The sequence below is a fragment of the Legionella stuttgartensis genome, from assembly GCF_977063405.2.
The window spans coordinates 297,511-321,076 of sequence record NZ_CDRUHA020000011.1; the positions used below are offsets into that span (position 1 = coordinate 297,511).

Here is a 23,566-nt window from a genome sequence, read left to right on the forward strand (position 1 = left end):
ATACTGGGGTTCATTTATATGAATTAACGTTTATTACTTATAAATAATTACCCCATGAATTATGACGAAAAATGAAACAAATTGCGGGTAGATACCTAATTCTATCCTGGAATAAACCCGCAGAAAAAACGAGGGCGCCAATGTATATTATAATTAATGTAGTACATATGGAGTTAGCTACTCGATTCGATGTACCAGATAGGGAGACGCAACATGACTACTCAGGTTGATATTTTGTATGTAGAAGATGATGAGGTGGATATTGAGACGATGCAACGTGAGTTTACCAAAATGAATAAGGCAGTCGGGATTGCTATAGCAAAAAATGGGAAAGAGGCGCTGGATCTGCTATATGGACGTCATGGTAAGAATAAGATTAAGCCAAATGTGATATTACTTGATCTCAACATGCCTCAAATGAACGGCATTGATTTTTTGAAAAAGTTAAGGAAAGGCTTTGATTTTGGCGATATAAAGGTTTTTGTGCTTACTAGCGTATACACTACGGAAGAAAAGCTCATCACCAGGGATTTGCATGTATCTGGTTGTATTATCAAACCTCTGCAGTATACGGATGCGCTAAATATTTTGTGGTGTGCCTCTGCAAGTGATGAAATGTCAAAATTATTTTTTATGCAGTAAGTGACAGTATAGTTTAGTATGATTTCGAATATCTAATCCCCATAATCCTTTCTTTTATAAAGATATCAAAAATATCTACGTTGTTTGTGTATTGATGCTAACTAAAACTTTATTTTTGCGAATCAATAAAAGCTTTAATTTTGATAAAACAATAATGAAGAAATTGTTCATTGAGTTTAATTCGAGAAACTCCTTCTTCCTGATTCTGCAAATTAATTAGTTCAATTAGAGAGGCGTTTGCATCTGAGTTAAGAGAGTTTATGGTCTCTTTGGTATCTACTCCATATCGGTCTGAATCTAATCTTCCATTTCCATGTACGAGGCAATTTCGAACTTTAGAAATATCGATTAATGCGCTCCAGTACTCACTATCAATACGATATCCTAGTTCTCTAAGGGCCATTTCAAATCGCGATATACTTGCGTTTTTCTTAATTAAATGAGCACTGCACTGATGATACAAGGCTGCTTCTAATTGGGAATAAATTTGTAGAAAAGTCGATTCAATCAAGATATTTAAACGTTCTCTAGAACACTCGAGAGTATTTGCTTCATCTCTTGTTTGTTCCTGGTTGTTCTTCGATTCTAAAAGCGATATGTCTCTTTGGATTGATGCGGCTATCAATTCGTAAGTATTTAGTTGATAATTAATTATTTTTATAAATTTAAATTGATTCATTAATCATTATCCAAGATTATAAAAGTCGTTCTATTTTTTAATGGAAAACACAGCTGCAGATTGTAACAAAATAATATTAAATAATTCAGCTAAATAAGGACGAAAATGATTTTAATGAGTTTTTGGAGTTTTTTAAAAGAACTATTTAATAATTGGAGTGACGATAGAGTTTCAAGTAAGGCTGCAGCCCTAGCATATTATATGCTGTTTTCACTTGCTCCAATTTTATTAATTTGTATCTCCATTGTTGGTATGGTATTTGGAGAGGAAGCGTCTCGTGGCCAAATTTTGTCCCAAGCAAGCAGTTTAATAGGAAGAGAACCTGCGTTACAAATTCAAGAAATAATTCAAAATGCGAGCAAGCCCACCAACTCCTTTATTACTAAAATAGTAAGCTTCATTATTCTTTTGTTTAGTGCATCGGGCGTTTTCACGGAAATTCAAGTGGGATTAAATGAGATATGGGGCGTCAAAATTAATCCGAACAGGGGATGGTTTACCAAGATAAAAAATCGTTTTTTTCCTTTTGTAATTGTTTTAGGTGTGGCTTTTTTATTATTAGTCTCATTAATTTTTAGTACTTTTTTAGCACTTTTAGGTAAGTATTTAAATTATATTGTAGGTACAAGTATTTTAATGGATTTTATCATCAGCCATTTGCTCTCGTTTGTTCTAATTACATTATTATTTGCTATGACATTTAAAGTTCTTCCTGATGTGATTTTGCGATGGCGTGATGTGTGGTTAGGCGCATTAATCACTTCGGTATTATTTAGCTGCGGTAAAATTCTCATTGAATATTATCTGATTCAATTTCATAAATTTTCTATATTTGGAGCTGCAGGCTCTTTAATTATTATCTTGATATGGATGTTTTATTCTTCGCAAATTTTCTTCATTGGGGTAGAAATTACAAAAATACTCTTTATAAATGAGGGTAAAAAAATTGTAATTATGAGAAATGCCATTAAAGAAAATTAAGTGAATTAATACCTATTATACTGAGAAGATGAATCAGGCAGAGACTCGACCGTGTTCTGTGCCTCTTTGGGGGTGGTAAACGATGGTATTTGTTTAAATAAAGAACCGAAACAAGGGATATCCTCTAGAGTTTCCAGAACCTCATCTGAATTTTTTGGTAATTTGCTGTAGCTGTGTTTTATCGGCGTTTCGTCATTATTCATATCGAGTGCCGTAAAAAGACGACTTATTGCATCTTTTGCAAGAAGATACGCGCTACTCACGGCTAAGGCGGGGATCAATAAAGTGCAAATAACCCCTGCTGCAAGAACCGCTCCTACAGCAACGGGTGCTGGGAGTAATAAAAGGAAGAGGAGAGTTGTTGATATTGAGCTAATTAGAGGCCCATTTCCTGGATCTAATTCCTTATTTTGGTTTGGGAATAACCATTCCGTAAATTTCTCTGAGAGATACCCTGCGCCTTTGAAAGTACCGCCAAGAACTAGGACGGGAAAAACAAGGGCGAGCATGGCAAGCAACAATGCAACTATTGCAACGCTTGCAAGTGCAGTGAAGGGTAATAAAAGTAGGGTCAATATACCAGCTAGAGCGTTTCTCATTTTTATTGTTACCCCAGAGGTGGTTTGTTTTTTATATTAGCATAGTGATTATTAAGTGATGCTTAAGATGCTGTTTGGAACAGCATATATCGACTTCTTAAGCTATACTTTTGGGTATGGAATATTGCTAGAAAAATGATTATGCAAAGTAAACAAAGTAAATCGGATTCCCAACGATTAATTTCAGAAATAAAACAAAATCTTGAAGATTGGAAGCATTCGTCAATGCCTCCTCAATATCGCCAGGCAAAGGACGAGCTTAGAAAAGCGATTAAATTGCAAGTCAAACAGTTAGAAGAAGATATAGAGGATGTAACTAAGGTCGATCAAGCGCATAAGTCGCTCGAAACCTTGCATAGTAATACTAACAAAGCACAATTGTTAAGTAACGCTGTAATTATGACTTATGAGCGGACTAAAGACGAAAAAATTGATCCTGGTGCAGTTCTTAGTAACGCTAAAAATTCGATGAAAATCGCTTGGAACTTGGCTACTGGTTTTGCTTTCGATGATTCTAAGTCGCTGAAAGAAAAAGCAATCGGTTTTGCAAAGGCTTGCATTCAAGGGACTATTGGTATGTGTCAGGGAGCTTTAAAAGGTTATGAAGAAGGCAAAGGTTTTTTTGATACGGCCGCAAAAATGTGGGCAGGTAGTTTTGACCAAGGCATGAAGGGATATACTAAATCACTTGCGATGAGCACCTTAGATGAGCAAGATAGGGCCAAGAAAATTATAGAGGATATTAGAGCTGAACATAAAAAGGTACTGAATGACCCTGATGATAAAGACTTGATGAAAAATGCGCGAAAAAAAGTCATTGCGGCAGAGGAAGACTATTTAAAAGAACTGGAGGGAAAATTAAGCTCCAGCACTTCTAAAGAAGATCTTTCTAAAACAGTTCGTTCTTTAGAAGTATTACAATTGAGCAATGCAGCTACCTCCTTGCAAAGCACAGGGCTATCGTTCTTGCAACGGGCAGTTCTTGCACAAAATGACACCACTAAAGAATCAAACGAAGCAGAAAAGGATACTTCAAAAGCAGAGAATCCTTCAAAAGTTACCCCACAAGTATTAGAGAAATTAGGTAAAGACACTTTAAATGTCACCAAAAATTTGAATCGGATACTTGACGATGAAAAACAAAGTTTCCCATCAAAATTATGGACTATGACTAAAGCCTATGTTAACGCGGGACTAGAGGGAATAAAGTCATTCTTTCAAAGTTTTGAAGGAAAAGATTTAAAAGAAAAATCCGTTAATGCAGTGGTCGGTGGTTTTTCCAGTTTTATGAGTAAATTTTCTGAATCCCTTGAGAAAAGTAATTCAAAATCTGAATCACTTGAGCAGAGTAAAACGGAATCTCTCTCACTGGAAGAGGATGATGAGCCTATAGATATGACTCCTCTGTCTACGAGTAACATAGGCACGGTTAAAGAGATACCTCTAATCCCCCAAGATTCACCATCCTCTTCCAAAGAAGAGGTAACCAAAGAAGACACGCTAAGCATGACTACCCCACATAATTAGCTCCATCATATCTCACTTAAGGAGTTACTGAGCGCATGATGGGATTTTGTAATGAGATCAAGGTTTCAGTTGATTGTATTTCCTCAATAAGCTGAATTTTGTTAACTAAGAGCTGCTGTAACGTGTCTATTGAATGACACATTACTTTAATGAAGATATTAAAATGATGGCCAATCGTGTAATAAGCTTCAATGACTTCCTCTAAATCTTCCAGTTTTTTTAAGACTGCCTGGTAATCTTTTGCATGATTAAGAGTAATTCCAATGAAACAACAGACATCATAACCTAATCGTTTAGGGTTAACATGCACATGCACCCCTTCAATAATTCCGGCCTGACGCATTTTCTCTACACGTACATGAATCGTAGCTGGGCTTACAGCATACGCTTTAGCTAATTCGGCATAAGCGGTACGCGCATTTTTTATTAAGGCATTAAGTATTTTTTTGTCCAGATCATCGATTTGATAATTTTCAAGGTCTTTCATGGTAGTTTTTTAAATAAATTATAAAAATATTGCCATTTTAATGAATATTTTTTTCTTTATCTATATTTATTTTAAATACACAATAAATATAATCAAAAAAAGCAATATAATGTTAACTTTATTAATTTTGAAGGTTGAATTATGAAACAGGCATTTATCGAAAAACAAAAACAAATAAGCTTTGTTAAGGCTTTTTTTTCTCGTGAATTGGAAGAAAAATTAGGACTGATTGAGGTACAAGGACCATTATTAACGTGTGTCGGGGATGGTGTACAAGATAATTTATCAGGCACAGAACAAGCAGTCTCTGTTAAGGTGAAAGCCATACCGGATCGTTCTTTTGAGATTGTTCATTCATTAGCGAAATGGAAAAGAAAATTATTGGCAGACTTTGGATTTCAAGCAGAAGAGGGTATTTATACTCATATGAGTGCTTTAAGACCTGACGAGGAAGTGTTAAGTGCCACCCATTCAGTTTTTGTAGACCAATGGGATTGGGAGCGTGTCATTGATAATCAAAATCGCGGTTTAAGTTATTTGAAAAAAACGGTTATTGAGCTCTATGGAGCAATAAAGAAAACGGAAAAAATGGTTAGTGGATTATATGGATTAAAACCATTTCTCCCCGAATATATTCATTTTATTTATTCTGAAGAGTTACTCGCCTTGTATCCGCATCTATCACCAAAAGAAAGAGAACGGGCTATTACTAAAAAATATGGGGCAGTGTTTCTAATTGGAATTGGTGGGGCACTATCGGATGGAAAACCCCATGATTTACGAGCCCCGGATTATGACGATTGGAGTACGGTGAATGAAGTAGGATTAACTGGACTAAACGGAGATATTCTAGTTTGGAATCCGATACTTTCAGATGTTTTTGAAATTTCTTCTATGGGTATTCGCGTTAATGAATCCATCTTAAAATACCAACTGGCATTAACAGGGTGCCAACATCGATTGGATTTTGATTGGCACCAGAAATTAATATCCGGTTCTTTACCGCAAACAATTGGGGGCGGTATTGGTCAGTCGCGCTTGGTAATGCTTTTGTTACAGAAAAAACATATTGGGCAGGTTCAATGTGGCGTTTGGCCCCAAGCTGTAGAAATTTGAATAAAGATAGAGTATGGCAACCGTAATCCAAGATACTGCAAAGCACTTGGATTATGCGAGAAGTTCATCCGAAAAACTTTAATTTATTTCCTAAAAATATACTTATTTATAATGCCGAGGTTCATTTAATCAACTATAATTTTTTTATTATAAAGTTCGCTTTTTAATGGATAAGTAAATGAAAAAAGGACGGATTTCATTTTTATTCGGCAGTGTGGGCGGGATTATATTCATATTTCTTAATCTTGTTCAGCCCTCATTTGCCCAAGAAATCCAAGCGAGTAGTCAAATACCTATCAAGATTGGAAGTAGTACGGCCTTAGAGGGACCAGCACAAACCCTGGGACAAGGCATCACTCTTGGTGAAAAATTATATTTTGACAGAATAAACGCTGCCGGAGGGATCAATGGTCGAAAGTTAACATTGATCGTACTTAACGATTCATATGAACCTTCGCTTACGGCGCCTAACATGCGCAAATTAATTACTCACGAGCAGGTACTTGCTATTATAGGCAATGTGGGATCACCTACAGCGGCGGTTTCAGTTCCTATCGCTAAAGAATTAAAGACATTACTCTATGGATGTTACGCTGGGGCGCAAGTACTCCGTAAAACTCCCCCTGATCGATACGTTTTTAATTTTCGGGCAAGTTATGCAGAAGAAACTGCTTCCATGGTAAAAGGGTTACTGAAAGCAGGAATTAAACCGGATGAGATTGCATTTTTCACTCAAAATGATTTATTTGGGGACTCTGGATATTTTGGGGCTATAACCGCATTAAAAGAGGCCGGCTATAAAGATTCAAACAAATTGGCCCATGGCCGCTTCACCAGAAATACACTAAATGTGGAAGAGGGGTTATCAGAGATTCTGGATGCAAAAAAAACTCCTAAAGCCATCATTATCGTTGCTCCTTATCAGCCCGCTGCCCAATTCATTAAGTTGGCGATGAAAGACTTGCCACATACCTTGTTTCTTAATGTTTCTTTTGTAGGAAGTGAAACTTTAGCAAAGGAACTTGGAGCTGCTGGAAATAATCGTGTGATCGTGACCCAAGTGGTCCCGAATTATGCCTCGGATCTCCCCGCCGTCAAAGAGTATCGAGAAAGTCTAAAAAAATATGCAAAGGATGCCGCTCCTGACCACATATCATTGGAAGGTTATCTGGCGACGAAGTTATTTGTGTTGGCATTACAAAGAGCTGCAAATGCGAATAAGTTGACACGAGAAGGGATTGTTGATGTCATGGAACACTTGAATGATGTGGACATAGGAATCGGTATTTCCATTAGTTATGATAAAAACAATCACCAGGCCTTGCATACGGTTTGGCCTACTATATTAAGAAATGGAAAATTTACCTCTTTCGAATGGACTGAATTAAATCCAGTTCAGAATAAATGGAAGGAGCATTAATGTACCGGAAACTAAAATTATCATTGGCCAATGTGTTTCTGTTATTTTTTATTCTTACCCTTATTTTCACACTGATTCTTAGCTCGGCGGCGCTATATCTCAACCATCAACTGATTCAAAATCAGAATCTTTTATTAACCGTTTTTTCAATCGAAAGTGCCCGGTTTAAAATGAGTAATGCTCGCGCGCTATTTTTAGTGAGACAACAAAACATTTTAACAGCACGTGAAGAGCGTGATTTATTGAATTTAGAGCCTCGTCTACCTATAGAGATTCGTTTTATTGAAGGTCAAGAAAAGTTAACTAGGGTGACCAGTCAAGCTGCTTCTGTTTTGCAAGCCCTGAAAAATCTTAAGGTCATCTATCAGGAATTTCTAAAAATCGATGATAGATTATTGATATTGACTCAATCTTTCCTGAAAGTAAAAAAGGAATTAACTATACAAAAACAAATGGTTGATCAAGAAGTTAAAACCATCCACAACCAGTCAGAAAATATCAGTGGTCTTCTGACGTATCAATATAAAAAAAATATCCGCCAACTTCGTGGTTACCTTCAGGAGGGGAAACTGGGACACAGTGACCAGCTTAATAAAACTTTAGAAGATTTGATTTTTAATAATATTTCAGATGCCTTCCGCGTAGATGAAAAAATTAATACCGAACTGGCGCTGCTGATAGGATTAATCGAGCAACTTGCGGAAGAAGAGAATTCAGATGAATTGAATAATTTAGAAGAGAATCAATTGTTACCACTGATACCGTTAATTCATTCTAAGTTGCAGCAATTAATCAATTTATTACAGGATAATCCACAACTCCATCAATCTGCATTAGATTTAAGTCGTCAATTTGATGTGGTTGCTAATCAATTAACTAAAGGTTCTGGAAGTATTATTTCTCTAAGGAAAGAACTCAATAATTTCCATGTGCAATTACAAATAAATCACAGCGAAGTACAAAAAAATCTAGTAGGTCTCTCGAAGCAATTTGACAACTTGGATGCCATAATAAAGAATTTAAAGGAGCAATCATTATTGAGGTTTCAAAAGCTTATTTCCACCAATCGTATGATTATGATCAGTTTACCCATTGGAATTTTGTTTTTAACGATTATTGTGGCGTCCATTTTAATCCATGCTATTTCTAAGGCATTGAACACATTGACTGCGGCAATGCAAAGAATAACTAAAAATAATAGCTTACAACATCGTTTACACATGACTCCCTACGAGGATCTGAACAAGGTCGTGACAACGTTCAATGCAATGTCTGAAAGCCTACAATACACGCAAGAGCATTTACACGAATTGGTCGAGTCAAGAACCATGGAGCTGAAGAATGTAAATCAAAACCTGGAAAAGCTGGTGGTTCAATTAAACGAAGCGAAAAAAGATTCGGAAGTAGCCAATAAAGCAAAATCTGAATTTATTGCTAATACCAGTCACGAATTACGTACCCCGCTTAATGCCATCATAGGGTACTGCGAATTATTAGAAGAAGAGATGGAAGATGAGGGACATGAAAGTTATTTGGACGACCTCAAGAAAATAGAGTCCTCAGCAAAACATCTGTTGTCCCTTATCAACGATATATTGGATTTATCGAAGATGGAAGCGGGCAAGATGGACATTTTTCTGGAAGATGTCAACGTTCCCAATATGATAAAGGAGCTGGAGGCTATTATTGTTCCCTTGGTGAATAAGAATATGAATTCATTTAAATATGAGCTTGATCCTCAAGTGAATATCATGCACACCGATCTCGTCAAAGTCAGGCAATGTCTATTAAATTTAATAAGCAATGCAGCTAAATTTACTAAAGAGGGCACAATCGTTTTATCCGTGAAGCAGATAATGAGTAATGGTAAATCGTACATCCAATTTGCGGTCAGTGACACGGGAATTGGCTTGACCCGTGAGCAATTAGGAACATTATTCAAAGCGTTTTCTCAAGCAGAGTCATCCACATCCCGTCGATTTGGTGGTACTGGATTAGGTCTTTATCTGACCAAAAGCTTCTCTAAAATCTTAGGGGGTGATGTCACTATTGAGAGTGAATATGGTAAAGGCTCGACCTTTACTATTATGTTACCAACGATTAGTACCGTGGGCGTTGAGAAAATGCCCACGGAAAAATTATCAAAACTGACGGTCAAGGATGAGGCTGCAGTTAAAACGGTGTTAGTGGTCGATGATGATCCTGAAATACATAAAATATTGGAAAAAAGTCTGAATCAATCTGGAATTCGTGTATTGCATGCGTTCCATGGTGAAGAATGTCTTTCTTTGGCAAGAAAATATCATCCTGACTTAATTACTCTTGATGTTATTATGCCCATGATGGATGGATGGGCTACTTTATCGGCATTAAAATCTGATGCCAATCTTGTCGATATTCCCGTGATTTTAGTTTCTATGTTGCTAGAAAAAGACCTGGGTTTTGCTTTAGGTGCAGTTGACTATCTTAATAAACCGATTGAGCCAAGAGCACTTATGGATAAAATTGAGCACATCCTGCCTCAGGATGCACTCAAATCCGTATTAATTGTGGATGATGAAGCGGATGCGCGGCAAATCATGCGACGATCCATCAAAAAATCGAATGGGAATGTGCTGGAGGCTAAAAATGGTCGTGATGCTTTAGCTCTTTTGGCTGAACAAACCCCTTCTCTTATCCTCTTGGATTTACTCATGCCCGAGATGGATGGTTTTGCTGTGATTCGCGAATTACAAAAAAATGAAAAATGGGCTCAAATTCCAGTAATTATCGTCACTGCAAAAGAATTAACTCAGGAAGAACGCGATTTTCTAATGAATTCGAGTAAAGTTGTTTTACAAAAAAATTCTTATAATCGCGAGCAACTTATTGCAACGATTACAGAGCAGATTGGGCAAATAATTAAAAAACGGTAGGAGATAGTGCTATGGCGCTAAAGATCTTGATTGTGGAAGATAATGAATTGAATCTTGATATGCTATCAAGACGTTTGCAACGTAAGGGATATGAGGTGCTCAGCGCAATCGATGGAGAAAAAGGAGTCATCATGGCCCGAACTGAACATCCTGACCTTATTTTAATGGACTTAAGTCTACCTGTTTTAGACGGTTATGAGGCGACGCGACAACTCAAGTCAGATCCCAAAACCCAAGTTATCCCTATTATTGCTTTAACGGCCCATGCGATGGTGGGGGATCGGGAAAAAGCGGTCGCTGCAGGGTGTGACGAGTACGAAGTAAAGCCTATAGAGCTTCCGCGTTTACTTGAGAAAATTGAGCGCTTAGTAGAAAAACCTGCAGAGTAAAAAAGGATTAACTCGATTAGGAATAGAATGAGTCTCAATAAAAAAACAAAGCAAGATCGTGACTTAACACGGACACGTGAACGAGAAGCTTTATTTGCCAGTCTTCGGAGTGAGTTCTCTACACCTCTGGATGTTATTATTGGCTATGCTGAGATTTTACTCGATGAACTTGCATTCTATCAACTTGACATGCATGAGGATGATCTTAAAAAGATTTTACAATCAGGAAAACTTTTGCAAAGCCGTGTCGATGAAGTATTAAGCTTTGGGACGATTGCGAGAAAAACTAAAGCATTTAATTTGAAAACATTTAGCAGTGATTTGCAATTTAATTTACTTACACCGCTCAATTCGGTGATTGGCTATTGTGAGTTACTTTTAGATGAAGAGTTCTCAAGAGAGCAAGAACAGTTTGTTCATGATATCGAAAAAATTCTTCTGGCAGCAAAATTCTTTATTGAGTACATTGACGAAATCAATAAACTAGCTGAAGTACAATGGAAGGGTTCTGATTTATTAGCGCAGTTTAAGAAGTCGAACATAATAATTCATGATGTGATTATCTCTATTCCCCCCCTCGAAAAGAAAATTATATATCAACCTAAAGCATACAGAGGCTCTATTCTGGTGGTTGAAGATAATGAAATGGCACGAGACTTATTAATACGCCGTCTCAAGCATTATGGGTTTGATGCCACACCTTGCGGGGATGCTTCCAAAGTACTTGACGAAATCGATATTGGCAATTTCGATTTAATTCTTTTATCCATAATTACATCAGGGATAAGTGGCTTTGAAATTTTAAAAAGAATTAGAGGACACAATCTTTATTACTACCTACCTGTGATTGTCATTTCTCCTCTTAAAGAAATTGATGCAGTTGTACGTTGCCTCGAAATGGGAGCTGATGATTATCTGCTTAAACCATTTAATCCGGTTATTTTTAAAGCACGAATAGAATCGTCCATAGAGAAAAAAATGCTAAGGGATAAAGAAAAACTTTATCTTGCCCAATTAAAAGAAGCAAAGAAAAAATCAGATGATCTATTGTTGAGTATTGTACCAGGTGCTATTGCAGAGCGCTTAAAACAGGGCGAACAAACAATAGTTGAGCGATTTTCCTCGGTCACAGCCGTATTTATTGATATTGTCAATTTTTCGAAATTAGCTGACAAGCTGACTCCCAGTGAGTTAATCGAGATGTTAAATTTCATATTTTCAGCTATGGATGAGCTTACGGATCAATTCGGTCTTGAAAAAATTAAAACGATAGGCGATTGTTATATGGCGGTAGCAGGGGCACCAATCAATAACCGATTTCATGCTGAAAGCGTAGCTAATTTTGCATGCAGTGTCCTGGAAAAGATTAAGACGGTAAATGAAGACTCTCTTTTTCCCATTCATCTTCGCATAGGAATTCATACTGGCGCTGTAGTAGGTGGGGTTATTGGAAAGAAAAAATTTGCATATGATTTGTGGGGAAAAGCCATCAATATAGCCAGCCGCATGGAGTCTCATGGTGAGGCCGATCGAATTCATGTAAGTGAAGAAACTTATCAACTGCTTAAAGATCTCTTTGAGTTTGAAAAAAGAGGAACCATTTTAGTTAAGGGAATAGGGGATATGCCAACCTATTTTTTAGTAAAGCCCAAACCGACTAAGTGATTAGAAGTATATACATTAGGGTAGTTCTAGGGCTCGATTATTGATTTAATAAGGAATTACATACACTGTAGATTCATTTCATATAATTATAAATTAAAGTACTAAAATTAACTTATGGATACACTTTACCTTCACTTATATGGACATAAATTACAAGCTCGCAAGAAGTTCAATTATTTTAAAAGAATACGTGAGCAAGTATGCTTATATAGGATTAAGCATTTCGTTTTGCAGTATTTTAATCGCTTCCCTGGTTGTGTCTTATCAAATAACCGGATTTGTCAATCTGAATGGTTTTGTTAGGGCGCAAACAACAAACCCTGCCATTTGGATTCTCGATTTAACTCCTTTCCTCTTTGCTTATTGGGGACAATCATTTTTCCATGGATTGGTGAATACCACAGAATCACTTGTTGCTGATAAAACTGAAGCTCTTCTATATAAAAGTAGCGATCTTGAATCAAAACTAAAATATAAAAGCGAACATGATTATTTTACACAGTTACCTAATGCCTTTCTGTTTAGTGAGCAAATTAAACAAGCTATTAGTAAAATGGAAGAATTAAATGAATTGGCGGTCATTATATTAAAATTAAACGACTTTAAGGTGATTCACGATAATTTCGGTAATTTTAATGCCAACAGTGTTTTAATTCAGTTTGTTAAAAAATTAAAAGATATGTTAATTAATCCTTTTATGCTCAAGGCTACTATGGGGATAAATATTATTGCTCGGGTAGAAAGCGATGAATTTGCTTTATTATTACCCAGACTAAATAAACATGTTAATTATAATCACCTGTTGGAAACCATTGTTGAAACCACGACTCTTGATTTTATAGTAGATGGTATTCATGTAAATATTGGTACCACTGCCGGAGCTGCCATTTATCCTCGTGATGGAGAAGATGATGTTTCGTTAATCAGTCATGCACGAACAGCAGTTTTTCATGCAAGAAAGAAAGAAAAGCTTTTTGCTATTTATAATGCAAATATGGAAGAGGACTTTACTACCAACCGAATTGTAATGAATGCCTTAAAGAAATCCATAGAAAATCAGGAGATGAAAATCTATTATCAACCTTCTGTGGAACTGAAAACAGGGAGAATCATTGGGGCTGAGGTTATGGTTCGATTTGTGCATGAACAATATGGCTTAATCAGTCTGGAAAAATTTATGCCACTTATTGAGCGATCGACTCTAACCCAACAATTAACCTCGTTCATGTTAATAAATGTTACGAAACAATTAGCGCTTTGGCATCAGGCTGGACATAAAATTTTTGCATCCGTTAACCTTTCCGTTCAGGATGCGATTGATAAAAAATTACCAAAGTTTGTAGAGAAATTACTTAAAGAAAATAAAATTGCTCCTGAGTATCTCACCTTAGAGTTTAATGAGCGCGCTTGTTTATCGGATCAGGAACAATCAATTGAAGTGTTAAATCAATTAAGTAGTTTGGGTGTGAAGCTCTCAATACATGATTTTTGTAGTGGTTATGCTTCGATTCTTTATTTAGTCAATTTCCCAATCAATGAAATAAAAATCGATAAGTCCCTTATTTTAAACATGATTAAAGATCAGAAGAAATCTAAAATTGTTGAAGCCATTATTAAGTTGGCACAAACCTTAGAGCTAGAGGTTTTGGCTGATGGAGTAGAAAATAAGGAAATTAGAGAACAATTGAAACAATATGGTTGTAAATATGGACAAGGAACTTATTTCTCAAACCAACTAAGTCCTTATGAATTTATGGCTTTATTGAATTCTGGTATCAGGTAATTAGTACTTAAGGTGGTGGGAGGTCTTGGTTGTGCCTCCCCTTGATCACTTATTCTACTTCGGTTGAAAAGCCAGGCCTTGGAGAATTATTGGTTTCAGTGGGAGTGGTCTCACTATTTGTAGCATTAAAAATCCCAACTTTACCTAGGGCATCACTTAAAGCATGAGGATCTTTAATATTAACAGATGATCTAGCTAGCGCACCGGACTCTGGTACCGGAACAGATGTTTCTACCAGATTGTTATTGGCATCTAGTGGTGGATAGGTTTTAGATATCCCATCTTTAGTTGCTGTTTTCGTTTGCAAAATTACATTACTTAGTTCTATTGTGTTTGCAAAATCTATTGCACCTTGTACATATTCAACATTAGCTGACTCCAAAATTAACTTAACCTCTTTTCCAGCGAAAAATTTATTTATCGTGCCATCAAATAAAAAGGGCGCCAACTCTTCCTTTTTGTGAGTACATAGATTTAAATCGCCTCTATAAGTTACTTTATCAAAATCTCCACTCTGTTTAATGGTTGTTAATAATTCAAGGAGCTTATTTTTTACATCGTTATTATCATATTGCTCAGGAAGCTCTTTATCTAGTTTTTTTAAGTCTCCTGGTTTTAAGCCATCATTTTTAACTAAAGCGAAGCCATTAACCATGGATTGGACTTTTTCGTGATAGCTTGAGATAAATAGCTCTTTTTTGGGAGTAATTGCGTAAGAGATATAAATTTTAGGGGACATGACCAGAACCTCCCTTATTCATTTAAAATAAGAATCATTTGTAATTATTTATAATATAGACCATTTGTGCTATTTTAGATCAGAAATTGAGCTGTTCGAGCCCGGATCTGAGCTAGCTGCAATAGAATTTGTATAATGTGCAATAAAAAAATCCTTGGCTTGTGGGGGTAGTTCAAATCCCATAGAATTACTGCATTTAAGGCCCCTACCTATACTTGCATTTTGAATGCTGTACTCGCTCTTCTTTAAAATTAACTCTGCATAATCCAGTGCTTCTATAACATGAGCATATTCGGACTTTGCTTCTTCAGTCTTAGAATTATTGAGCAACCAAAAGCAGTAATGAGATATTGCTTCTGCTAAAACCATATAGCCATAACTGCCATAATGTGGAAGCATCAGTTTACTATTGGCGATTAGTTCTTGATAAAGAGCATAAGATTCTTCCGTGCTAGCCTGTTGCAGTTTTAGATAAATATATTCATTGTAACGTTGAATTGCATGAACAGAACCATATCGAATTGCAAATTTGAGCGATTCAAGCTCAGAAAATCCAAAATTGTTCTTTATATTTTTTCTTAGTTCTTGCGAGAGGTGAAAAAAATAGGCTCCCCGTACTAAATCAAATTGATTTAATTGGGGTTGAGAAAAAAACATCATCAAAGGTAAATTATTTTGTTCAGCTAAAGCTATCCCATAGGCACTCCATATTTTCCCCCAGTATTCATCTAATTCTGGATCTTTGCAAAAAACTTCGATAGAAGGAATGTGAGAGGCGATGCGCGCAATTGTTTCAATCTTCTGATTTTTAATCAGCCCCAACTGTTTTTCACGATTTGATTGGTTAAAAAGATAAATAAAAATTCTATCTTGTGCTGTTAATTTTAATGACATACCCAATCTCTTAAAATCAAAAAATCCATACATATTCGTACCTACTTGCTAAGTTTGAACTTGATTGAGAAGAGGGGGACCGTTACATCGTCAGTCTTTATCTCCTTGAACTCTATGTAATGATAGCATATCACTGAGTTTAAAATATGCGCATATAATGAGGAGTCGAGTAAGTTTGAGTTATGAGAAAATTAGATGAGAGTATCTCGTGCGAGGCTCGGAGCCCTTGCTCCGAGCTAAGACTACTATTTTGCAGCAATTTCTTTCCACCAATTTGTTTTGGTTTCTGTTACCCAGTGGCCTGCACGCATACGAGCAACAAATTCCTCAGCTTTTTCAGGAGTTGATGATTTTTGATCTAATTTGATGCACCAATCCCATTCACCTGATGTAGACCACATTTTTTCTACGCCATCCCATTTTGCCATTGCATTCATATCAGACATTGACTTGTTACTTTTTACAAAAATTACACTATTCCATGCATTCATTATTACTATCCTTATAATAAATTGTTTAAGTAATCTCCTTGAGTCGATGACTCAAGTTTATTAAGAATAGAATAATTCTCGAGTTCTTTCCATTTATCTGATAATTTTTTATTGATTGATTTTTATGATGATTTTTTAAATATTAACCATTAGCAATACAATCTAGTCTGGGTGCCCCAAAGCAGAACCCGGGTGTTTAATATCAGCGGCAAAAAACTACCGAATTCTTTTTGCGGTACCCCAGACTCCATAGTGAACACTTAAGTTTAACTGGATCATCAATTATACAATTGGTTTTTTTTGTATCCATACGCTTTTTTTGTTATTATTCGGCTCAAATTCAATATTGTTTAAAAAAATGTTTGAGAAAAAATTCGATATCCTTTCGTGTACCATTGAGCAAGATCAGGTTGCTGTTGCTCAGCAATGGGTTAAAACCTTTATCTATAATCCAAAGAATGATATTGCCGTTAATATGACCCAGTTATTGCTGTCTTGTTTAGCTTCTGGTGATTTCAAGGTACGCCCTTATTTATCCAAATCCTCAGAACTACAAGCCCCCTCGGATCAATTAACCATCGCTGATTATTTATCTCATGCCAGTCGTATTACTCTTGACTATAAAGGGTTAACTTTAGCAAATAGAGAGGAGTTATTAAATTATTTTCCTCCTGATGGAAAAAATGTTTTTTCGCGCTCAGCAACGCATAATGTGCGTCGCGGTAAGGACGACAAAGTTGTCGAAGGGAAGGGATTTTTGCTGGGTTTAATGGGGCAATTACCTGGACTTATCAAAACCCCCCAAGATTTTGGTATTAATATCGCTATGGGCGGTGAGGGGCAAGATAATTTTTACGGAAAAAAAATATCAGCCAATGGTTACAGTGGTCATTTTTATTTTCACCGCAATGACAGTGATTGCTTACTTATGCTTGGTCTTGAGCAAACAGCACCAGCCGCTTCAGCATTAGAATTTTTAATGGGGACAAAGAAGTATCCTGATAATGTCCAGCAAGATCATGATCAATTCGGTCAAGGCCATTCATTAAAGGGGGCCTCTGACACTTATACCGCTGCCGGCTCCTTATATTTTAGTGACCCCATATATCAATCAAAGCTAATGTATGAAAAAAAAGTTTTTCCACCGGATAAATATGGGGCAATGCAAGTCACAATTACCGATAAGAATTGGCCGGAGATCAAAAAAACTTTAGATAAACTCAGATTACTGGCTGACGAAGATCATAAAGAAAATTTACTAGCATTCCTGCTCACCAAACCCGAAAGTGCTGTAGCTATTGAAAATAGTTCCTTAAGTTACATTGCGCTTGATTTTGATAGTTATTTGAAACGTATTTATCAAGTGTTCATTATTGAGTGTCAATTGGATCTTGAGAGTCAACTCATCCTCTCCAATTTACAAGCTAATTTATTAGTGACGATTAAAAATTTACAACAAGGTCATATTGAAAGTTATGAAACGTTGAAACATCAGATTTCAGAAATTATTCAATTAAAAAATATTCCACTTCCTTATCAGAAGGCAATAGATCGTATCCAGAAGTTGTTTGAGTTACAGCTTAAGATTGATCCGAAACTGAATCAAACTCATCAGGAACTTTTACTAAAAAATCAATACGATGATTTACAGGAAGAAAGTAAAGTTGTCTTGGAAAAGTTATTGATTATTCAGAAACATTTTCAAAAACAGCCGATTACCCAAGAGCAAGAAGCACTGCAATTCTTTCTTCAACAGATTGAAAAGCAAATTAAGACTCTGGAAAATCCATTTCCATCTTCTCTTGAAGCGATGTCCGATTTGAGTACGAGCTGGGTGTTGTGCGATGAACCAGTTTCTATCAGCATGGATTCAATTGATAAACTGAGAAAGATCATAGATAAAGCTAAGGTATTGATTCAACCAATTACTTTAACTCCTGAAGAAGAAATTTCCTTTCCTCAACTGATATCAGGAATACAACAAAATCTCTTACCCCATGCTCAAATCAATCTTATTGATTATACGAGATTAGATTTAAATAATCTGGCTAAGCAATTTAATCAATATGTGGATTTTTTAGCACAAAACGCAGAAACACTTAATCTTTGGGAGCATGCTTCTTCGCAGACAGCAAATATTTTCGTTGACTACTGGAATAAAAATGCAGAGCTTAGTCTTGGACATGCTTTTGTACCTCAGTATCGTGAAAGTACTATCTTAAGACGTTTATTTACTCTTGATCTTAAAGATCTTGGTTCTTTGCGTTTTAAACCTTACGAAGATCCTGCCCAGCTATATGAAACATCTCATCCTTCTTCTTATTGGAGCAAGGTCAGTAGACTTCTTACTGCAGGCTCTGATGTGATTGCCATGCTCCGAACTTTAAAAAAACAACAGACGAATAAAGCCTCATGGGATGATATGAGGGATACAGTAGATATGTTTCAAGAAGCCGTAGAGCGATTTAAAGAAGCAAATGAATTGATAGCAAAAAAGCATCTCGGTGCTATAGAAAAACCTTCTGACGAAGTTTTTGAAAGTCCTTTTTTCTATTTCATCAGTGATGAAGCACTACACCAAATGAATGGTGTGCAACTTGTTACTCTATGTTTGGAAGAGTTACATGCAGAAATGCCGAGTGTTTTGGTACAACGTGTCACGAATAATCAAGAATTGTGGCAACGTATGGATAAAGCACTTCAAACTGAAGAGGCTGATTTCAAAAAGCGTAAAGATAATGTTGAACAGAAAATTATTAAATTACGCACAATCCACTATTTTGGAGAGCAAGTTCGTCAGTTTAAAGAACATGCCGATCTAATCTCCAAAGAGAAATTTTTTACAGAATTGCAAAAATTATCCCAAGAATTTTCCTTTATTTTTGAAGCGAGCAAAGCCGTTGAAAATGCTCAGGTAGAGCTCGCAAACCTACGAGAATTCCTAGAGCTCCTGCACAATTTTTCAAAAGAGGAAGATAAAAATGCAGCGCTTAAATTATTGAAACAAAAATATCAGATGCTTCCAGAAAAAGAGCAAGAATATTATGCTGCTCAATTAAGCGAGTGCACAGCACTTGCTTTTAAGACGTATCTTGAAAGAATCAATTCAGCGCAAACGATTACTGAGAGAGGAAGAAATTTTGCTTTCTTAAATCAATTAATTGGAGAGTTACCAGCAGAACCGTTTCAAGTTGAACATAAAATAAAACAAACAGAGGATAGTTTGTATCGATTATATTCTAAGCTAAGAAGAGCAACTTCTGTAAAGGAAAAAAAACTTATATTTGATAATCCATTATTTTCTAGCATCATAATGAATTTTGAACAATTAAATCCTGCAGTAACTGCTGAATGCGCCAAAAAAATTCATAAGCAATTAACGATGATCAAAATTATTTATGAAAAGCTTCTTGAGGCCAAAGTTATTTCACTTGAATCTTCAAACAAGTCTCTAGATTTACTTCTAAAACAACTCGGACCAATACTTGATGGCATTAAAGAGCCTCTTCAAAGTCAATTAATGAACGCCGTGTTGCAGGATAAAATTTTTAAGATAGCAATTCTAAGGCAAGGGAAATATAAAAAAATCACCTCAGTTTTGCTTCAAGATCTATTAACCCTAAAAGAGTTCCGCGATCAAAAAATTGCCCTAAGTAAAGAGAAAGAATATGAAAACGAATACGATCAATCAATTGATCGATTTTATAAAAAAGCGTTGGATATTCGATTGTCAGAGCTTCCCATTAAAAAACAAGCTGATGACATAATGATTGCTGCTCACACTGAGTTTAAACCTCGTCATGACGCTCCCCGTCTAATTGCCGATATAGCTATGATTTTGAGTTTCACTCTTTTTGGCTTAGGTGTTTTTATAGGGTTAGGGCGCTTAGCTGCAGGTAATCCTTTCTTTTTCAGTAGGTTTCTTAATGAGGTAAAAACGGATCGAGAAGTGGATTTAAAAGATCATTGGTTTGCTAAGAAATTATCGGAAGAAGAAGGCGAAACTCGCTTACTGAACGCTCCGGCTGCTTAAGAAGCGGTCAGAGCGTAAGCATCAAGATGGGAGTTTTATAAGTAGTAATTAAGTGCTAGTGCACCAGTTACGAATTTAGCTGCATGGGGTCCTGTTACAGAAAACCAAACACCACCAATAAGGCCGAGATTGGAGTTAAAATTATATTCAATTGCAGGAGCAAGCGATACTTGTTCGTTTGCTTTTCCGCCGATACCTGCAACAGTACCGCCAGGAGTGAATCCTGGATTACCTTCGAAATGACTGCTGGGGTTGTGTACATACAACACTTCAAAAACAGGAACCCAGCTTTGGGTTAACGTATACTCAAACGCTAAGTCAGCAGAATAACTATTATCAAGTTTTACTCTACCTTCGGTCGTAGGACTACCACCAAAAACATTCACACCTTGAACTGTGACATCAGAAAACTTCGCTCCGACCAAGCTCAAACGAGTCCGTAAATAATGGTCATTTTTCAACAGAAACAATCTTTGAAAGTTAAAGCCAAGATAAGTTTGATAAGATCCTAAACCTGTTTGATCGGTGCCCAATCTGTTAGGATCTAAGTTATCAAAGCGTCCTGTAGGGAAGACCTCTTGTACAACTATACGGAGATCTGGCAGCCATGAACCTTCTGTTTGTCGCAAAGCTTGAAATCCTAGAGCCAAGCTGTAATCTCCAACACCATCTCCATGCTGTCCTTTATCCCAACTGAAATCATAAGGAACAGAGGTTTGTAAATCTACAAAACTAAATACTCCGACGCTGAGAATTGGAACCACTTCAAAGTTTCTAAAGCCTTGTGGATAGCCGCTATAAAATGCATAGGGTTCAAAATTTAGATGCCCCCTCGGTATGGTTTTTCCAGCGGGTGCAAGTAATGGTCCTGTGAACCATGGACTTGCAATTGCAGCTTTAGCAAAGAAGAGAAATAAAAATAGAAGTCTTAAGCGCATGGTGAAATAGTTCTTAGTATTAGTAGACGAAAGATAGAATTTAAAGCTTTTTTTGTATTAATGGAATCTATTTTTACACGCTTCTTAGACTTTTTTGTGAAAATTTTTACTCCTCGGGAGTGAAGCGTCAAAAAATTTTCACAGTCTACAGTTTTGTATCCAATACTTAGTTCAGAAAATGGGTAGCAAGAGGGAGAAGCACTACATTTATAAGACCTATTAAAATCATAACTAAGCCCGCAATCGCTCCTTCGGGGTTCCCTATTTTATGGGCTTGTGCTGCCCCTGCTGCGTGTGCTCCCGCACCGAAAAGAGACCCGCGAGCTAAGGTTGAATGGAATGAAAACCGTTTGAGAATGAGATCACCAATAATCGCTCCCGATATTCCTGTAATGATCACGAATATGGCGGTTAATTCAGGGTTACCTCCAATTCTATGTGAGGCTTCAAGAGCAAAGGGTGTACTGATAGAGCGAGGTAACAGACTTAATTGTATGTTTTTATCAAGTCCTACCAGTTTCGCTAATTCCCAACTCGATAATACGGAAGTCAAACTTCCGACAAATACTCCAATTAATAATACAAGCCAATGTTGGCGAATGAGGGCACGTTTCTCATAAATGGGAATTGCGAACGCAACGGTCATCGGTCCAATCAATTGGACTAACCATTGTGTTCCGCGAAAATAATCCTGATAATTTTGATGGAGCAAAAGAACAAGGCTGGCAATAATGATAGGAGCTAATACCAGTGGCATCAACCACCAAAATGGCCAACGTCTATATAATTTTTTGGAAATAAAATACATACTAATGGTTATAAGTGACCAGAAGACGGCTTGTATTATTGGCCCAGAACGAATGTTACTTAACACGGTCAGTCCTCCAATGATAACAGTAATCTACAATAGTCCCGGTGACTAACATAACACAAAGGGTACTAAGTAAAATAACGAAGAGAATTTTAAGGCCCAAAAGACCAATGAACTCGTGATGCTCAAGGAGTGCCAGTACCGCAGGAATAAAAAAAAGCAGCATATCTGCAAGGATTAATTCAGCTCCATGTTTTATGAGGTTGAGGGTTAAGCGTTTTGTTGCTAAAAGTAGTAAAACCATTCCCAAACCAAAAATTCCTCCGGAAAATGGAAGCTTTAAAAAGTGAACAATAAGTTCGCTAGACAACCAGAAGAGACATACTAATCCAACTTGGAGAAATGAATTGTGCTGGATTTTTGATGTTATATATTTATTCATTATGATTATTCCCATTTCAATAAAGTGTACACTTTTTCATAATATGAATAAAATGAATTTATAGACTAATAATCATTCTAAAATGGAATAATCATGGAATTAAAATTACTTCGGGTATTTATTGAGGTTGTTCGACAAGGTGGTTTTTCTAAAGCAGCAGAAACTCTTTTTGCGACGCAGTCAACCGTGAGTAAGGCGATAAAGCAGCTTGAGGAAGAACTTGGTATTCCTCTTATTGAGCGCACTAAAAAGGGTAGTGTACCAACGGTTGCGGGTGAGATTGTTTATCGTCGAGGGATTAAACTTCTCGCCGATCGCGATGATCTTCTTAAAGAATTGGATGAAATTCGTGGTTTGAAGCAAGGACGATTGCGACTTGGTATTGCCCCAGTGGGAAGCAGTACTCTATTTGCTCCTCTTTTTGCTCGTTATAACCAACGCTATCCTGGTATTGAAGTAGAACTTATTGAACACGGAAGCGTAAAGCTGGCCGAATGTTTACGGGCTGGGGAAATTGATTTTGCTGGAACATTATTAACTACTTCTGATGAATTCGATAACCAATTAATCCGTAGTGAGCCATTAGTTGCTCTTCTAGCTGCGAGTCACCCTTTGGCAACTCGGCATTCAATTTCTTTATCCGAGCTTAAAGATACGCCATTTATCTTATTTGGTAGTGGTTTTGCCTTATATCGAATTATACTTGATGCGAGCCATAGGGCGGGTTTTGAACCCAAAGTAGTTTCCCAAAGCAGTCAGATTGATTTTATGTTGGAGCTTGTTGCTGCAGGTCTTGGAGTTGCGTTTTTGCCAAGAATGATTGCTCGTGAAAAGTCAAACCCTCAAATTTCCTTTCCGTTATTGGAAGGAGATGAGTTTCAATGGAATATGGCAATGACCTGGAGACGCGATGCTTATCTTTCTGATGCCGCAAAAGCATGGTTAGCTCTAGTACGCGAAGTACATGTTGAGTCTTAGTTTTTTTCCAATTTTACTAAACATCTAAACTCTTTCG

20 protein-coding genes are annotated in these 23,566 nt (G+C 36.6%); 11 read left to right on the top strand and 9 right to left on the bottom strand.

Annotated features, from left to right (window positions below; all coding sequences use genetic code 11):
- Nucleotides 1-213: 213 nt before the first annotated feature.
- Nucleotides 214-642, top strand: a complete 429-nt coding sequence (locus tag ACWTEW_RS03620) for a response regulator (protein WP_454780397.1) — start codon at nt 214-216, stop codon at nt 640-642.
- A gap of 109 nt (nt 643-751) precedes the next feature.
- Here the strand turns inward: ACWTEW_RS03620 and ACWTEW_RS03625 are convergent, their stop codons facing one another.
- Nucleotides 752-1,321 (bottom strand): hypothetical protein, encoded by a 570-nt coding sequence (locus ACWTEW_RS03625; protein ID WP_454780398.1) that lies wholly within the window; start codon nt 1,319-1,321, stop codon nt 752-754.
- Between the two features lie 105 nt (nt 1,322-1,426).
- Here ACWTEW_RS03625 and ACWTEW_RS03630 point away from each other — a divergent pair, with 105 nt between their 5' ends.
- Entirely contained in the window at nt 1,427-2,302 is an 876-nt protein-coding gene (locus tag ACWTEW_RS03630; protein ID WP_454780399.1) for a YihY/virulence factor BrkB family protein, read from the top strand.
- A 5-nt stretch (nt 2,303-2,307) separates the two neighbouring features.
- Here ACWTEW_RS03630 and ACWTEW_RS03635 read toward each other — a convergent pair whose 3' ends face one another.
- Entirely contained in the window at nt 2,308-2,901 is a 594-nt protein-coding gene (locus ACWTEW_RS03635; RefSeq protein WP_454780400.1) for a hypothetical protein, read from the bottom strand.
- Nucleotides 2,902-3,042: 141 nt separating this feature from the next.
- On the opposite strand from ACWTEW_RS03635, the gene ACWTEW_RS03640 reads away from it, so the two are divergent.
- Nucleotides 3,043-4,428 carry a hypothetical protein gene (locus ACWTEW_RS03640; RefSeq protein ID WP_454780401.1) on the top strand — a complete coding sequence of 462 codons (1,386 nt, stop codon included), beginning with the start codon at nt 3,043-3,045 and terminating at the stop codon, nt 4,426-4,428.
- A 16-nt stretch (nt 4,429-4,444) separates the two neighbouring features.
- On the opposite strand, the gene asnC is transcribed toward ACWTEW_RS03640, so the two are convergent.
- Nucleotides 4,445-4,915 carry a transcriptional regulator AsnC gene (gene asnC, locus ACWTEW_RS03645; protein ID WP_454780402.1) on the bottom strand — a complete coding sequence of 157 codons (471 nt, stop codon included), beginning with the start codon at nt 4,913-4,915 and terminating at the stop codon, nt 4,445-4,447.
- 141 nt (nt 4,916-5,056) lie between these two features.
- On the opposite strand from asnC, the gene asnA reads away from it, so the two are divergent.
- From asnA to ACWTEW_RS03675, 6 genes are all read left to right on the top strand, one after another.
- Complete coding sequence (gene asnA, locus ACWTEW_RS03650; RefSeq protein ID WP_454780403.1) at nt 5,057-6,031, top strand: aspartate--ammonia ligase; 975 nt, start codon at nt 5,057-5,059, stop codon at nt 6,029-6,031.
- A gap of 178 nt (nt 6,032-6,209) precedes the next feature.
- Entirely contained in the window at nt 6,210-7,451 is a 1,242-nt protein-coding gene (locus ACWTEW_RS03655) for an ABC transporter substrate-binding protein (protein ID WP_454780404.1), read from the top strand.
- Entirely contained in the window at nt 7,451-10,366 is a 2,916-nt protein-coding gene (locus ACWTEW_RS03660) for a response regulator (protein ID WP_454780405.1), read from the top strand. The genes ACWTEW_RS03655 and ACWTEW_RS03660 overlap by 1 nt, the downstream gene beginning before the upstream one ends.
- An 11-nt stretch (nt 10,367-10,377) precedes the next feature.
- A complete protein-coding gene (locus ACWTEW_RS03665) occupies nt 10,378-10,755 on the top strand; it encodes a response regulator (RefSeq protein ID WP_454780406.1) in 378 nt (125 codons plus the stop codon).
- Nucleotides 10,756-10,782: 27 nt separating this feature from the next.
- On the top strand, nt 10,783-12,420 hold the full coding sequence (locus ACWTEW_RS03670) for an adenylate/guanylate cyclase domain-containing protein (RefSeq protein WP_454780407.1): 1,638 nt from the start codon (nt 10,783-10,785) through the stop codon (nt 12,418-12,420).
- Nucleotides 12,421-12,559: 139 nt separating this feature from the next.
- Nucleotides 12,560-14,203, top strand: a complete 1,644-nt coding sequence (locus ACWTEW_RS03675; RefSeq protein ID WP_454780408.1) for a putative bifunctional diguanylate cyclase/phosphodiesterase — start codon at nt 12,560-12,562, stop codon at nt 14,201-14,203.
- 49 nt (nt 14,204-14,252) lie between these two features.
- On the opposite strand, the gene ACWTEW_RS03680 is transcribed toward ACWTEW_RS03675, so the two are convergent.
- From ACWTEW_RS03680 to ACWTEW_RS03690, 3 genes are all read right to left on the bottom strand, one after another.
- The gene (locus ACWTEW_RS03680) at nt 14,253-14,942 is read right to left on the bottom strand and encodes a hypothetical protein (protein ID WP_454780409.1); all 690 of its coding nucleotides are present in this window, start codon (nt 14,940-14,942) and stop codon (nt 14,253-14,255) included.
- Between the two features lie 69 nt (nt 14,943-15,011).
- A complete protein-coding gene (locus tag ACWTEW_RS03685; protein WP_454780410.1) occupies nt 15,012-15,836 on the bottom strand; it encodes a DUF5630 domain-containing protein in 825 nt (274 codons plus the stop codon).
- Nucleotides 15,837-16,081: 245 nt separating this feature from the next.
- On the bottom strand, nt 16,082-16,327 hold the full coding sequence (locus tag ACWTEW_RS03690) for a hypothetical protein (protein WP_454780411.1): 246 nt from the start codon (nt 16,325-16,327) through the stop codon (nt 16,082-16,084).
- 358 nt (nt 16,328-16,685) lie between these two features.
- On the opposite strand from ACWTEW_RS03690, the gene ACWTEW_RS03695 reads away from it, so the two are divergent.
- Nucleotides 16,686-20,360, top strand: a complete 3,675-nt coding sequence (locus tag ACWTEW_RS03695; protein WP_454780412.1) for a LepB GTPase-activating domain-containing protein — start codon at nt 16,686-16,688, stop codon at nt 20,358-20,360.
- 35 nt (nt 20,361-20,395) lie between these two features.
- Here the strand turns inward: ACWTEW_RS03695 and ACWTEW_RS03700 are convergent, their stop codons facing one another.
- The 3 genes from ACWTEW_RS03700 to ACWTEW_RS03710 all read right to left on the bottom strand — a co-directional run bounded on the left by ACWTEW_RS03700 (nt 20,396) and on the right by ACWTEW_RS03710 (nt 22,551).
- Nucleotides 20,396-21,298 carry a hypothetical protein gene (locus ACWTEW_RS03700; RefSeq protein ID WP_454780413.1) on the bottom strand — a complete coding sequence of 301 codons (903 nt, stop codon included), beginning with the start codon at nt 21,296-21,298 and terminating at the stop codon, nt 20,396-20,398.
- A 166-nt stretch (nt 21,299-21,464) separates the two neighbouring features.
- Entirely contained in the window at nt 21,465-22,172 is a 708-nt protein-coding gene (locus ACWTEW_RS03705) for an LrgB family protein (protein WP_454780414.1), read from the bottom strand.
- The gene (locus ACWTEW_RS03710) at nt 22,162-22,551 is read right to left on the bottom strand and encodes a CidA/LrgA family protein (RefSeq protein ID WP_454780415.1); all 390 of its coding nucleotides are present in this window, start codon (nt 22,549-22,551) and stop codon (nt 22,162-22,164) included. The genes ACWTEW_RS03705 and ACWTEW_RS03710 overlap by 11 nt, the downstream gene beginning before the upstream one ends.
- A 93-nt stretch (nt 22,552-22,644) precedes the next feature.
- Between ACWTEW_RS03710 and ACWTEW_RS03715 the strand changes: the two genes are divergently transcribed.
- A complete protein-coding gene (locus ACWTEW_RS03715; RefSeq protein WP_454780416.1) occupies nt 22,645-23,529 on the top strand; it encodes a LysR family transcriptional regulator in 885 nt (294 codons plus the stop codon).
- Nucleotides 23,530-23,566 lie beyond the last annotated feature (37 nt).